The sequence below is a fragment of the Metabacillus hrfriensis genome, assembly GCF_030127205.1.
Classification (GTDB): domain Bacteria; phylum Bacillota; class Bacilli; order Bacillales; family Bacillaceae; genus Bacillus_P; species Bacillus_P dongyingensis.
Genome location: NZ_CP126116.1, coordinates 3,427,993 through 3,440,867 on the forward strand (window position 1 = coordinate 3,427,993; position 12,875 = coordinate 3,440,867).

At 41.3% G+C, this 12,875-nt stretch carries 16 protein-coding genes and 1 riboswitch; of the genes, 3 read left to right on the top strand and 13 right to left on the bottom strand.

All coding sequences use genetic code 11. From position 1 onward, the window contains the following. Position 1: 1 nt before the first annotated feature. The 6 genes from QLQ22_RS16925 to QLQ22_RS16950 form a co-directional block, all read right to left on the bottom strand. Positions 2-595: a nucleoside recognition domain-containing protein gene (locus QLQ22_RS16925; protein WP_223436397.1), complete on the bottom strand. Its 594-nt coding sequence runs from the start codon at positions 593-595 to the stop codon at positions 2-4. Continuing rightward, positions 588-1,745, bottom strand: coding sequence for a D-alanyl-D-alanine carboxypeptidase family protein (locus tag QLQ22_RS16930; RefSeq protein WP_252207160.1), 1,158 nt, complete (start codon positions 1,743-1,745; stop codon positions 588-590). Before QLQ22_RS16930 ends, QLQ22_RS16925 begins: the two co-directional genes overlap by 8 nt. Before the next feature lie 155 nt (positions 1,746-1,900). Next, the gene (locus QLQ22_RS16935) at positions 1,901-2,389 is read right to left on the bottom strand and encodes a YpuI family protein (RefSeq protein WP_223436402.1); all 489 of its coding nucleotides are present in this window, start codon (positions 2,387-2,389) and stop codon (positions 1,901-1,903) included. A gap of 27 nt (positions 2,390-2,416) precedes the next feature. Next, positions 2,417-2,785: a hypothetical protein gene (locus tag QLQ22_RS16940; protein WP_420828873.1), complete on the bottom strand. Its 369-nt coding sequence runs from the start codon at positions 2,783-2,785 to the stop codon at positions 2,417-2,419. 145 nt (positions 2,786-2,930) lie between these two features. Beyond that, complete coding sequence (scpB, locus tag QLQ22_RS16945; protein ID WP_223436406.1) at positions 2,931-3,515, bottom strand: SMC-Scp complex subunit ScpB; 585 nt, start codon at positions 3,513-3,515, stop codon at positions 2,931-2,933. 3 nt (positions 3,516-3,518) lie between these two features. Then, positions 3,519-4,265 carry a segregation/condensation protein A gene (locus QLQ22_RS16950; protein WP_223436408.1) on the bottom strand — a complete coding sequence of 249 codons (747 nt, stop codon included), beginning with the start codon at positions 4,263-4,265 and terminating at the stop codon, positions 3,519-3,521. Between the two features lie 206 nt (positions 4,266-4,471). On the opposite strand from QLQ22_RS16950, the gene QLQ22_RS16955 reads away from it, so the two are divergent. Further along, a complete protein-coding gene (locus tag QLQ22_RS16955; RefSeq protein ID WP_223436410.1) occupies positions 4,472-4,567 on the top strand; it encodes a YjcZ family sporulation protein in 96 nt (31 codons plus the stop codon). A gap of 110 nt (positions 4,568-4,677) precedes the next feature. Next, entirely contained in the window at positions 4,678-5,208 is a 531-nt protein-coding gene (locus QLQ22_RS16960) for a DUF309 domain-containing protein (protein ID WP_223436412.1), read from the top strand. 13 nt (positions 5,209-5,221) lie between these two features. Here the strand turns inward: QLQ22_RS16960 and QLQ22_RS16965 are convergent, their stop codons facing one another. The 6 genes from QLQ22_RS16965 to QLQ22_RS16990 form a co-directional block, all read right to left on the bottom strand. Then, positions 5,222-5,578: a GNAT family N-acetyltransferase gene (locus QLQ22_RS16965; RefSeq protein ID WP_223436414.1), complete on the bottom strand. Its 357-nt coding sequence runs from the start codon at positions 5,576-5,578 to the stop codon at positions 5,222-5,224. A 190-nt stretch (positions 5,579-5,768) separates the two neighbouring features. Further along, positions 5,769-6,233 carry a 6,7-dimethyl-8-ribityllumazine synthase gene (ribH, locus tag QLQ22_RS16970; protein WP_133310295.1) on the bottom strand — a complete coding sequence of 155 codons (465 nt, stop codon included), beginning with the start codon at positions 6,231-6,233 and terminating at the stop codon, positions 5,769-5,771. A gap of 15 nt (positions 6,234-6,248) precedes the next feature. Further along, positions 6,249-7,445, bottom strand: coding sequence for a bifunctional 3,4-dihydroxy-2-butanone-4-phosphate synthase/GTP cyclohydrolase II (locus QLQ22_RS16975; protein ID WP_223436416.1), 1,197 nt, complete (start codon positions 7,443-7,445; stop codon positions 6,249-6,251). Positions 7,446-7,459: 14 nt separating this feature from the next. Then, positions 7,460-8,104, bottom strand: coding sequence for a riboflavin synthase (gene ribE / locus QLQ22_RS16980; RefSeq protein ID WP_223436418.1), 645 nt, complete (start codon positions 8,102-8,104; stop codon positions 7,460-7,462). A 6-nt stretch (positions 8,105-8,110) separates the two neighbouring features. Continuing rightward, positions 8,111-9,199, bottom strand: coding sequence for a bifunctional diaminohydroxyphosphoribosylaminopyrimidine deaminase/5-amino-6-(5-phosphoribosylamino)uracil reductase RibD (ribD, locus tag QLQ22_RS16985; RefSeq protein ID WP_252207161.1), 1,089 nt, complete (start codon positions 9,197-9,199; stop codon positions 8,111-8,113). 146 nt (positions 9,200-9,345) lie between these two features. Beyond that, positions 9,346-9,492: riboswitch (FMN riboswitch) on the bottom strand. A 409-nt stretch (positions 9,493-9,901) separates the two neighbouring features. Further along, the gene (locus tag QLQ22_RS16990) at positions 9,902-10,336 is read right to left on the bottom strand and encodes a peptidylprolyl isomerase (protein ID WP_223436423.1); all 435 of its coding nucleotides are present in this window, start codon (positions 10,334-10,336) and stop codon (positions 9,902-9,904) included. Between the two features lie 193 nt (positions 10,337-10,529). On the opposite strand from QLQ22_RS16990, the gene QLQ22_RS16995 reads away from it, so the two are divergent. Then, positions 10,530-11,411 (top strand): DUF1002 domain-containing protein, encoded by an 882-nt coding sequence (locus tag QLQ22_RS16995; protein WP_223436424.1) that lies wholly within the window; start codon positions 10,530-10,532, stop codon positions 11,409-11,411. 42 nt (positions 11,412-11,453) lie between these two features. Here QLQ22_RS16995 and lysA read toward each other — a convergent pair whose 3' ends face one another. Then, a complete protein-coding gene (gene lysA / locus QLQ22_RS17000; RefSeq protein WP_223436426.1) occupies positions 11,454-12,776 on the bottom strand; it encodes a diaminopimelate decarboxylase in 1,323 nt (440 codons plus the stop codon). Positions 12,777-12,875 lie beyond the last annotated feature (99 nt).

The window sequence follows — 12,875 nt, forward strand, 5'->3', positions numbered from 1 at the left end:
CCTATTTTCTCTCCTTCCGCATTCTTCTATGATAGAAATAGCGGTCAATCAGAATGGCGCCTATGCCTGAAATGATCGTTGCAAGCAAAGTCGGGCCAACAATATCAGTTGGAGATTTTGAGCCGTATGTCATTCTTACAGCTATCACCGTCGTTGGAATTAAGGTAATACTTGACGTATTGATAGCTAGAAATGTGATCATGGATCTGCTTGCAGCAGGTTTGTCTCCATTTAATTTTTTCATCTGCTCCATCGCTTTAATCCCAAGCGGAGTTGCTGCATTCCCCAGTCCAAAAAGATTAGCAATCATATTTGACAGAATGTAGCCCATTGCAGGATGATCTGCAGGAATCTCAGGAAAAAGCCTTTTTACAAATGGTTTAAACAGCTGGCTAAGTTTTTCAAGCAAACCCGCCTTTTCAGCAACCTTCATGAGCCCCAGCCAGAATACAAGGACGCTGATCAGTCCGATGCTGATGGTTACAGCATCTTTCGCGCCTTTGAAAACCGCAGCATTCACTTGTTCCATCGTTCCATTAATCATGGCGAAGACAATGCCAATGACAGTCAGCCCAACCCAAATTATATTAATCATAATCGCTGAAGCCTGCCCCAATGAAAAATAGCTTGCGGAGTTTCTCAAAAAGCGTCGCATCTGGTTTATTTGTTAAACCATTGTCATAATAAACAGGAACCTCATCCACTCTTTCGTCTTCAACAATAATCGTGATTTTACCGACAACGTTCGGCACATCCTCCGGGTCATCCCAGTTTTTTTCCGGTTTGAGCAAAGAAACATTGATCCTGAGTTTATCTTCCTCTTCTTCAGTAAGCGGATAGAACACATCTCTTTTTATAAAAAGCTTATTTTTATAGATTTTATCTTTAACCTTTATATTTTTTAACGTACCAGAATCTTTTATCTTAAACAGATTATATTTGCTGAACGCCATATTAAACATTCCTATATGATCATTCCAGTCATCTGAAGCATCAATGGTAACGGCTACTAAATTCATGCCATCTTTTTGAGCAGTCGAAACGAGGGTGCGTTTTGCCCTTTTTGTATATCCTGTTTTCCCTCCGGTGCTGTACTCATATAAACTTGTCAGCAGCTTATTCTTATTTCTCCATACACGATCCCATTGTTCATTCGGATTTGGAGCCCGATGAACCTTAGTTCCGGAAATCTTCTGATAGATTGGATTTTCCATTGCGTACCTTGTAAGGATTGCCATGTCATAGGCAGAGGAATAGTGATTTTCGTGATCATCCAGACCATGCGGATTGGCAAACTCCGTATTCATCATGCCGATTTCAGCAGCTTTTTGATTCATTAAATGAACAAATCCTTCAACACTACCTCCCACATGCTCAGCAATGGCTACTGCCGCATCATTGCCTGAACGGAGCATAAGACCATATACAAGATCTTCAAGTTTAATTTTCTCGCCTTCTTGCAAGTAGACCGCAGAACCCTCTGTATGTATCGCACGATTGCTTACAGTTGCCTTCTCGTCCATCTTTCCGGATTCAATCGCAAGAATCGCTGTCATAATCTTTGTAATGCTGGCAATTCTTCGTTTGGTATGGGCGTCTTTCTCAAATAGGACTCTTCCGGATTCCTGTTCAATTAAAATCGCACTTCTTGCGCTCACGCCCATTTCTGCAGAAGAATGGCGCGGTACTGATATCAGCAAGAAGAAGATAAGTACGATTGCTGTTATCTGTTTCCATTGCCGCATAACACCCACGTCCTTTTATTGTTTTGTACAAGTTTATGCGGATGGACAAAGGTTATGAACGTTAAATTTGAAAAACAGCGTGCCAAATACTCCAAAGCAGCCTGAAATGACAATAAAAAAACAGCTGTCCTGAAAGTACAGAACAGCTGCTTTTATTATTTTGACTGTATCATTTTCGTACGATAATCTGTCTCGTAGTATTCAAGTTCCTCGCGGATTTCCTGAAAACCGCTTTCGAGAGAGGCAATCATGGCCTTAAGTGTATCCGGAGCAGGGTGGCGGTATTTAATTGCATTTTTGCCTGTATAGGCAGATCTGCTGTCTTCATACCATACATCATTTTTCGGATTATAAAATTCTTCAATGCACTGATGATAGATTTTATAGAGCGCTTTTTCCGCTGCCGGCTTTCTGAATGGCTCATTTTGAAGAACGATGCGGCATGCTTCAAGTCCCTCTTCACAATAAACAGACAGTCTTCTCAAGTTTCGGAAAAGGTCCTCATAGTACGTTTCATCCCCGGCTGTTTCATCCAAAAATGATGAAATTGTGGATTGATTTAAAAACGTATTCAGCTGCTTGACGACGTTTCCTAAAAATACTTCAACTTGTTCTGTTTGTGCTTTTACGATCATATTTCCCATTAAAACACATCCTTTCAAATTCTTAAGCTATTCTTTATGTATGGGTGTTTTTAGCTTTTGAACAACTTCAGACAACTTCAGTGTTTGATTCCGGTTGATATCCGGTATCCATTCAATTGCCGCACGAAGGTCAATTCCCTGCAGATACATAAGGAATTCTTCTTCTGTGTTTATATAGAGCCTTTTGCGCTCTAGAAGTGCTTCGTTTTGAATGATGCATATCAGCGCCATTACGTCTTTGATGCACAGGCCGGTCCCTTCAAAGAGAAATGCATTTCGCTCTCTGAATACGTCTTCGAAATACCGCACATACAACACATAAAACGTTTTTTCAGCCTTTTTTGACACAATTGTGACTTCAGAGCGGTTAAAAAAATCTTCGGATGTATTCGGCATCTCTTTTTCTAATTCATACCCTCTGCAGTTTTTTATAATCACCTAATTGCACCCCTATGCGTTTTTCATTCAAAAAAAGGAACAAAGTTATTCCTTTGTCCCGTTCTCCTCTATTTTATCATAGGTGATGGTGCATTTGTGTAAATTATTTGATTTCTTCAAAAGTTTGATTGAAATTCTCAAAAAAGAGATCGGCCTCTTCATTAAAGGAATCATCATCGTCTTTTTCAGGGAGAGGAGGGAGTTCTTTTATCGTTTTTAATCCGAAGTATTCAAGAAACTCCTTCGTCGTTCCATATAAAATTGCTCTGCCAGTACCTTCAGCCCGGCCCACTTCTTTCACAAGAACTTTAGAAGCCAGTGTTTGCAGCGGGCGCTCAGATTTCACACCGCGAATCTCTTCTATTTCAGCTCTTGTAATTGGCTGGCGGTATGCTACAATCGCCAGAATTTCAAGAGCAGCCTGAGATAAAGCTGTGTGATTCGGTGTCTCAACCAGTTTTTTTAAATAATCGGCATGCTTTTTTTTCGTTGTTAACTGAAAGACTCCCGCTACTTCAATCAGTTCGATGCCGCGCTGTTTTTTCTTATAATCATTCTGAAGTTCCTGTATGACTTCAATAATCGTTCCCTCTTCTGTCTCAAGAACGGATGTCAGCTGTTTCATTGACAGTCCTTCATCGCCTGCAGCAAATAGAAGTGCTTCAATGATGGATTTCCATTTTTCCAAGGTTTATAACCTCCCCAGAATATAAATTTCTGAAAAATTTTCTTCTTGTTCAATCATGATGCTGTTTTTTTTCATCAATTCCAAGATGGCAAGAAATGTGACAACGAGGTGATCCTTTTGATTTGACGGGAAAAGCTCAGTGAATTTTCGGCGCCCTGGATTCCGCTTAAATTCGAGAAGAATTTCATCCATTCTCTTTTCAATCGGTATTTCCTGTCTTGCAATTCTAGTCTGCAATGGTTTCTGCAGCTTTTTTCTCCGCATCATCTTTTGAAATGCCCCAAGCATATCGTAGATCGTTACATTCATAGATTCTTTATCAAATACAGGTTCACCGGCAAATTCACTCAAATCGCTCGGCGGTTTTGTATAGACCTGAGAACGTTCTTCCTCCATATGTCTCAAATCATCCGCTGCCTCTTTATACTTCCTGTATTCAATCAGCCTTCTCATCAGTTCATCCCGCGGATCTTCCTCGGGTTCAAATCCAAATTCATCTTCCACCAGTTCTTCCTCGTGCTTTGGGAGGAGCATTCCGCTTTTAATGGAGAGCAAAGTCGCTGCCATCACTAAATATTCAGAGGCAACATCAAGCTGCAAGTCTTTCATCGTATGTATATAAAGCATATACTGCTCTGTAATTTCAGCTACCGGAATATCGTATATATCAATCTCGAGCGTATTAATTAAATGCAAAAGAAGATCGAGCGGCCCTTCAAATGCGTCAATTTTCACTTTGTACTGCAACATCATCCCACCACTTCATTCTGTACCATTCATTTCGGCTACCCTATAGTATAGAACATTCGGGTTCCAATCTCCAATACTTATTTTCAGGCGGTGAAAGTCCGCTGATTCAAAAAAAGTCCAGAATTGTGATAAACGCCCAAACAAACACAAGACCACCCACATATGATACCTATGTAAATGCAAGATGCTTAAGGAGGAACATGCAAATGGGAGATAAAGGTTTTGGTTACGGTTCAGGCTTTGCATTAATCGTTGTATTATTTATTTTGCTGATTATTGTCGGAGCTGCTTGGTTTTACTAGTTTTCATTCAAAAGGTGCTCTTAGTGAGCACTTTTTGTATTTCATAAAGGGCAAGTCATTTCTTTTATGCTACACTGAAATTTACATAAGTTTAAATAGAAGGTGATTTTTTGTATCCGAAGCCATATATTGAGTACCTTGTTCATTTTCATGGAGACCGTGATTATTTTGAATGCCATGAAGTGCTTGAAGAATATTGGAAAGAAGATCCCCCAGGGCAGAGAAAGATACACTGGGTTGGTCTTATCCAAATAGCGGTGGGCCTTTATCATTACAGAAGAAGCAACTGGAAGGGCGCTCACAGAATGATATCAAATGCCCTCGCCATATTGGAGGAAGAAAAAGACGCACTGCTCTCCCTTGGATTAAATCCTGAGAAAACAACTGAACTATTAAGAAAAAGAAGCAAAGACATCGAAAATAAACGGCCATACAAAAGTATCAATCTGCCGCTGGAAGACAGCGATCTTCTTAAAACATGCATTGAATACTGCGAAAACCATCAGCTGCAATGGGGACATCCAAGCGACTTATCAAATGATTTTCTTATTCATAAGCATTCGCTGCGGGACCGGAGCGATGTGATTGCGGAACGAAAGAACAGCCTGATCCGCAAACAGCAAAAAACAGATGAAGCATAAGCTTCATCTGTTTTTAATCGCAATCCAGTTCCTTGCATTTTTCAAAAAATGCTTTCGTATGTTCGTCTGGGATAACTGTTTTTGCCTTGTACTGTTCTTTTAATGCCGTCACCATTTTCTTGCCGATTCCCTGATGACGATGAGAAGGGTTCACACTTACATGCTGCATCTTCACGAGATCATCATCCTCGAATACTACTCCGATAGTTCCAATGATATCTTCATCTTTCCATAGAAACAGCTGCCATTTCTCATCTGTTTCATATTGTTTCATCGTCTGCTGCAAATGTTTTAAATCTTTTTCATTTGGCATAAAAGACAGAAGACCCATTGCAATTTTTTCAAAGCTTTTTTTATAGCGAATTAACATATGAACCCCTCATTAACGAAATAACCTTCCGATTAGAGAAAGCAAAAACAATAAACTTGCGCCTATCATGATGTAAAATAAAATTCTTTCCTGATTTCTTCCCTTATCCTTTTGATCATGATTCATGAAGAATCACTCCTCAGAACATTATAAACAGTTTTTCCCGCATTTTAAACACTTTTGCCTAAAATTAATCCATTGTACGCATTAAATTCGCCATTTCAATCGCTGCAACCGCTGCTTCATAGCCTTTATTCCCAGCTTTAGTTCCCGCTCTTTCAATAGCCTGTTCAATTGATTCGGTTGTCAAAACTCCGAAGATAACCGGTACTCCTGTGCTCATTGAAGCTTGAGAAACTCCTTTAGCAGCTTCATTGCAGACATAATCATAGTGGGTTGTAGAACCTCTAATGACAGTTCCCAGAGTAATGACTGCATCATATTTATTTGAAGATGCCATTTTTTTGGCAACCAGCGGAATCTCAAATGCTCCAGGCACCCATGCAAGCTCAACATTCTCATCTTCTACTCCATGGCGTTTTAGAGCGTCAACTGCTCCGCTTAATAGCTTGCTTGTAATAAACTCATTGAATCTTCCTACGATGATCGCTACTTTTAATCCTGATCCGACTAAATTACCCTCATATGTTTTCATGTATAGTTCCTCCGATTATAAGTTTAGTAAGTGTCCAAGTTTTCCTTGCTTTGTTTTCATATAGCCTTCATTTTCCTTCTTGGAAGGCATTTGAATAGGCACGCGGTCCACTACAGTAAGACCGTATCCTTCAAGTCCTGCTATTTTTCTCGGATTGTTTGTCAACAGCTTCATTTCTGAAACACCAAGATCTCTTAAGATTTGAGCACCAATTCCATACTCTCTTAAATCATCTGCAAATCCAAGCTTGTGATTGGCTTCAACTGTATCATATCCTTCTTCCTGCAAAGCATAGGCCTTCATTTTATTCAGCAGGCCGATTCCTCTGCCTTCTTGTCTCATATATAAGAGGATGCCGCTTCCCGCTTCCTCGATTTGAGACAGCGCTGCATGCAGCTGCGGTCCGCAGTCGCACCGGTTCGATCCAAATACATCTCCAGTCAGACATTCAGAGTGAACACGGACAAGCGTCGGCTGATCCTCTGAAATTTCACCTTTCACAAGGGCAATATGCTCTTTCCCGTCCAATATATTTGAATATCCGACTGCTCTGAACATGCCGAATTCAGTAGGGAGTTTTATATCCGCTTCTCTTTTCACGAGAGCATCTGACATATTGCGGTAATGAATCAAGTCCTTGATTGTAATCATTTTTAAGTCAAGCTCTTTTGCAATTTCAATTAAATCAGGAACCCGTGCCATTTCGCCGTCTTCTTTAATAATTTCACAAATGACGCCGACAGGGCTTGCTCCGCAGAGTTTAGCCAGATCGACAGCTGCCTCTGTATGCCCTGATCTTCTTAAAACTCCGCCCTCTTTTGCAATAAGAGGGAAAATATGGCCAGGTCTTTTAAAATCCAGCGGCACTGCATCTTCTTTTAAAATGGCTTTAATGGTTTCTGATCTTTCAGCAGCACTGATTCCTGTTTTGGTTGTTTTGTAATCAATGCTGATCGTAAAAGCAGTGCCATGCGGATCTGTATTGTCATTTACCATAGGATGAAAATTAAATTTCTCAGCATATTCTTCTGTCAGAGGAACACAAACCAGACCTCTGCCATGCTTAATCATGAAGTTAATAACCTCTGGCGTTGCATAATCTGCCAGCGCAATAAAATCACCTTCATTTTCGCGGTCTTCATCATCTACTACGATGACTGTTTTTCCAAGCTTTAAATCGTCTAACGCTTCTTTAATGGAATGAAATGTCATGGTGATCCCCCATTCTAATAAAAACCATTTTCTTTTAGAAAGTCCGTTGTTAAAGATGAAGATGCCGGATTTGACTGCATCACAAACTTTTTGACATATTTCCCGAGCATATCGCATTCGATATTTACGGTATCCCCAGCCTTTTTGCCTCCGAGAACTGTTTCCGACAATGTGTGGGGAATAATCGAGACTGTTACTTTTTCATCCTCTAAACCAAAAATGGTTAAGCTGATGCCGTCAATCGCTATAGATCCCTTCATTACCAGGGATGATGTCATTTCTTTACTGACCTTGATCTCATAGTAGACCGCATTGGCTGAAGGCTTTTTGCGGATGATGGTTCCAGTGCCGTCGACGTGACCTGTTACAAAATGGCCTCCAAAGCGTCCATTGGCGGACATCGCCCTCTCCAGGTTGACGGATGAACCAGGCTTAAGAAAATTCAGGGAAGTTGCTTTTACTGTTTCAGGCATCACATCCACAGTGAACGATTTAGACGTAAAAGCAGTAACTGTTAAACAAACGCCATTTACGGAAATACTGTCTCCAAGATTCACATCTTCCGTAATTTTCTCAGCATGAACCGTCATCTCAATTGCTTCTTCTGTTCCCTGCATATTCGCGATTGTGCCGATTTCTTCAATGATTCCGGTAAACATTCCATTTCACCCCTCTTTTTTAACACAGACTATTTTGAGATCATCACCGAGAATCTCAGTTTGTTTTATTTTTAAACGAATCGCCTCATTTATTCCTCTGAATCCTGCGCCGCCAACTGCGGGAGGGGCATCTTTTCCGCCGATGAGCATGGGGGCAGCATAGCTCACCACTTCATTAAATAACCCGCTTTTTATAAAACTTCCATGAACGGCAGCGCCGCCTTCTACGAACAGCGATGTGATGTTTTTTTCTCCAAGCAGGAGGAGCAAATTGTCTATTTCAATAGCCGGCGTATTCATTTGAATGATAACGGCTTTTTTCTTCTGAAAAGATGCTATTTTTTCAGGTGAAACTCCGCTGCCAGTGATGATCCAGGTTTCCGATAGACCATCATTGACTACAGCTGCAGTTTCAGGTGTTCTAAGATGCGTATCCAAAACAATTCTGACAGGCTGCTTTTTCGGGTTTTCAAGTCGGCAAGTCAGGGATGGATCATCTTTTATTACCGTTTCGACGCCAGCAAGAATTGCATCATGCAGCTCCCGGTATTTGTGAACATCAAGTCTTGCCTCTTCACCTGTGATCCATTTGCTTTCACCTGTGACAGTCGCCGTTTTCCCGTCTAGACTGCCCGCCCATTTTAATGTTACAAAAGGACGTTTTGTTTGAATGAAATGAAAGAAGACCTTATTCAGCGCTTCTGCTTCGCTATTTAAAACTCCTGAAACCACTTCGATTCCAGCAGCTAGAAGCTTCTTAATCCCTCTTCCTGCAACAAGCGGATTCGGGTCTTCCGCTGCAATAACCACTCTTTTCACCTTTGAAGAAATGAGAAGATCAGCGCATGGAGGTGTTTTTCCATGATGACTGCAAGGCTCGAGCGTAACATAGACGGTTGAATCCTCAGCTTCAGCTCCTGCCATCCTGATGGCATGAACTTCTGCATGAGGTTCACCAGCTTTTAAATGTGCGCCCATTCCAATCATTTGACCGTTCTTCACCACTACAGCACCCACAAGCGGATTCGGACTTGTTTGTCCTGAACCCTGTTCTGCTAGCTGAAGTGCCACTTTCATATAATCCTGATCTTCCAATGTACTGCCTCCCTTTAAAGTAAAAATAAAAAGCCCAAGGTAATAAATACCTGGGGCTTTGTAAGGGATTTCAGTCACATATGCATGTCAAACAAGAGTACTATTCATCTGTTTTTTCAGAAAAATAATACCCATACGTTCACATTGTGTTCCTTCTCCCATCCAGACTATACTGTCGGCTCTAGATTTTCACTAGATCCACCGCTTGCAGTTCATGCAAGTCGGGTCACGGACTTAAAAGCTTCTGCTTTATCACCGCCGGTTGGGAATTTCACCCTGCCCCGAAGGATTTCAATGAATTATGAAGTTTTCCTTGCTACTATCTTATCGGGATTAGACCAAGAATGCAATCTTTTAATCTCTGAGTTTTCAGATGGGAAATGATGTGCTGGTGCTGTGATTGAATTAGATCGGGAGATAGGTATCCTGGTGTTATCAGGTACCCAATTAGGGCACTCTATTCAGGAAAAACGCTATTCCAGGTACCAAAAACGATTGGGTGTTCAGACGAGCTGGATAAAGGAGTTCTTGGATTTAAACATCTGTAGATTCATTAGTTCCAGCGGTTCGGAGCGACTCTTCAACTTCAATTAATCACTCCTTCACCTAATCTTATATCAGACAAAAATATTCTGCATATGCCTGAAATCTGTTCAAAACAATCAAAAAGCTGCCCCCTAAAGGACAGCTTTAAAATCATGCTTATTCTTCCCAGACTTTAACTTCTTTCATGACATCGCCTTGCTTGATTTTATAAATGTTGTCCATGCCTTCAATCACTTGGCCGAAAACAGTGTGAACGCCATTTAAATGCGGCTGCGGCTCGTGTACGATGAAGAACTGGCTGCCGCCTGTGTCTTTACCAGCATGAGCCATTGATAATGCTCCTGCTACATGCTTGTGAGGGTTTCCTGCTGTTTCACATTTAATAGAATAGCCAGGGCCGCCTGCACCTGTGCCCGTAGGATCTCCGCCCTGTGCAACAAAACCTGGAATAACACGGTGGAAGTTTACTCCGTTGTAAAATCCTTCGTTTGCAAGCTTCTCAAAGTTTTCAACTGTTTTTGGCGCTGCCTCAGGATAAAATTCGATCACTAATTGATCGCCATTTTCCATTGTAATTTGACCTTTTTTCATATGTATGAAACCTCCTGCTTCTTTTTTTCGTCTAATAGACTGAACGTTATTCATTCTACTATAATACGTTCAAGAAAGCCAAGGAGATCGTCTGCCGCCGCAGCAAGAAGGTACATCAGTGAAAAAATTCTGTCGCCAATCAGAAAAAAATACTATAATGAAGGTTGCTGTCATGAACTAAGGAGGACTTTTTTTGAAAAAGATATTGGTTTCTATAATGGCGTTTGCATTATTTGCTTTCCCGACTATCGGGCTTGCTGATGCAGCTGCCGGAGATAAAATTATCACACTCGGAAAGAACTTAACAGAAGCGCAGAAGCAGTCTATGCTTGCTGAGATGGGCGCTGATGACAATTCACAGGTTATTGAAGTTACGAATGAAGAAGAACATAAATATTTAGGCAACTACATTCCTAAAGCCCAGATTGGAACGAAGGCTATTTCATCATCAGCTATTACGATCGAAAAAAGCGGATCTGGTCTTGAAGTAAATACAAAAAACATTAATTGGGTAACAGATGAAATGTACTTGAATGCCCTTATGACAGCTGGCGTAAAAGATGCAACTATCCAGGTTACAGCTCCTTTTGAAGTATCCGGAACTGCGGCGCTTACCGGACTATTAAAGGCGTACGAAGTTACTTCTGAGGAAACCATTCCAGAAGAAGTAAAACAGGTGGCAAACGAAGAGCTTGTCAAAACAGCAGAGCTTGGGGATAAAGTCGGCGAAGAAAACGCAAGTGCGCTGATGGCGAAAATTAAAGAAGAAATCGCAAATAACGGCGTACCGAAAACAGATGCGGAATTCCGCGAGTTAATTGAAAAAGCGGCAAGCGACCTTGGCATCACTCTATCAGAAGAAGAAATTAACAGCCTCGTTGCATTATTTAACAAAATGAAAGATGTGAACGTTGACTGGGATCAAGTGGGGCAGCAGCTTGATAAAGCAAAGGACAAGATTTCAAACTTTATAGATTCAGAGGAAGGACAAAACTTCCTTGATCAGCTGAAGGAATTCTTCATCGCCCTCTGGGATGCGATCATTTCCATTTTCAGCAATAAAGATAATGCATAAAAAAAAAGACGAGCCGGCGAGCTCGTCTTTTTTTTTTACATATTAGCTTTGTGGCACTTTTGATTTTAATGGCAGATCCAGAGCAACTAAATCCTGATACGTTTCTCTTTTAATTACAAGCTGTTCCTCTCCATTTTCCGCAAACACAACTGGAGGACGCGGAATACGATTGTAATTGTTCGACATGGAATAACCGTAAGCTCCTGTACAGAATACAGCAAGCAGATCTTCAGGATTTGCCTTTGGAAGCGGAAGGTCCCAAATCAGCATATCTCCGCTTTCACAGCATTTTCCTGCAATTGAAACAGACTCATCATTTTTATCATTCATGCGGTTTGCAAGGGCCGCTTCATATTTTGCCTGATAAAGAGCAGGGCGGATATTGTCGCTCATTCCGCCATCAACAGAAACATACTTGCGGATATTTGGAACTTCTTTCTCAGAGCCTATGGAATAAATAGTTGTTCCCGCATCGCCTACAAGTGAACGCCCCGGTTCAATCCAGATTTCCGGCATCTGAATGCCGCTTTCAGCCACATGGCCTTTTATACTTTTAACGATTTTTTCAACATAATAAGTAGCCGGCAGCGGTTCATCCTCTTCAGTGTAGCGGATGCCGAATCCTCCGCCTAAATTCACAACTTTCGGTTCATATTGGAAGGTCTCCCTCCAATAACCGACTTTCGTGAAGATTTTTTCAGCAGCAAGGACGAAACCGGTGGCATCGAAAATCTGCGATCCAATGTGGCAATGGTAGCCGAGCATGTTAAATGCAGATGATGAAAGGACATTTTCCATCGCACGTTCTACTTGTCCGTTTTGCAGATCAAAACCGAATTTCGAATCCTCTTGACCTGTTGTTATATAGTCATGAGTGTGCGCTTCCACTCCAGGAGTAACCCTGAGAAGAATCGGCACAGCTGTGTTTTCTTGTGCAGCAAGTTCTTTCAGCAGCTCAATTTCGTGAAAATTATCAACAACAATACAGCCGATTTTTAGCTTGATCGCCATTTCTAATTCTTCTTTGCTCTTATTATTGCCATGAAAGTGAATTCTTTCGGTTGGGAAACCTGCTGTGACAGCTGTATAAAGCTCTCCTCCTGAAACAACATCCAGTGATAAGCCCTCTTCTTCAACCAGCTGAAACATAGCAACGGATGAGAAGGCTTTGCTTGCATATGCAACCTGCGCCTTCACTCCTAGCTTTTCAAATGTATTCTTAAAGCTTCTCGCACGGTCGCGAATAAGCGCAACATCATAGATGTAAAGGGGTGTTCCATATTTCGATGCCAGTTCGGCCGCATCGACTCCGCCAATTTCAAGGTGATTCCGCTCGTTAACTTTACTGGTTCCATGTAAGAACAATTTAACATTCCCTCTTTCTTCTCCGGTAAAAAGGACAAAAAGACAGTCGCTGAACCATAGCTTTTAACAACTGTCCATTTGTTCGTTTCCTTGAGGTAA

Bases quoted from the DNA above. Each gene is read 5' to 3' on its own strand.
- QLQ22_RS16925 (WP_223436397.1), bottom strand. From the start codon at position 595: ATGATTAATATAATTTGGGTTGGGCTGACTGTCATTGGCATTGTCTTC.
- QLQ22_RS16930 (WP_252207160.1), bottom strand. From the start codon at position 1,745: ATGCGGCAATGGAAACAGATAACAGCAATCGTACTTATCTTCTTCTTG.
- QLQ22_RS16935 (WP_223436402.1), bottom strand. From the start codon at position 2,389: ATGGGAAATATGATCGTAAAAGCACAAACAGAACAAGTTGAAGTATTT.
- QLQ22_RS16940 (WP_420828873.1), bottom strand. From the start codon at position 2,785: ATGCCGAATACATCCGAAGATTTTTTTAACCGCTCTGAAGTCACAATT.
- QLQ22_RS16950 (WP_223436408.1), bottom strand. From the start codon at position 4,265: ATGTTGCAGTACAAAGTGAAAATTGACGCATTTGAAGGGCCGCTCGAT.
- QLQ22_RS16955 (WP_223436410.1), top strand. From the start codon at position 4,472: ATGGGAGATAAAGGTTTTGGTTACGGTTCAGGCTTTGCATTAATCGTT.
- QLQ22_RS16965 (WP_223436414.1), bottom strand. From the start codon at position 5,578: ATGTTAATTCGCTATAAAAAAAGCTTTGAAAAAATTGCAATGGGTCTT.
- ribH (WP_133310295.1), bottom strand. From the start codon at position 6,233: ATGAAAACATATGAGGGTAATTTAGTCGGATCAGGATTAAAAGTAGCG.
- QLQ22_RS16975 (WP_223436416.1), bottom strand. From the start codon at position 7,445: ATGACATTTCATTCCATTAAAGAAGCGTTAGACGATTTAAAGCTTGGA.
- ribE (WP_223436418.1), bottom strand. From the start codon at position 8,104: ATGTTTACCGGAATCATTGAAGAAATCGGCACAATCGCGAATATGCAG.
- QLQ22_RS16990 (WP_223436423.1), bottom strand. From the start codon at position 10,336: ATGAAAAAAGGTCAAATTACAATGGAAAATGGCGATCAATTAGTGATC.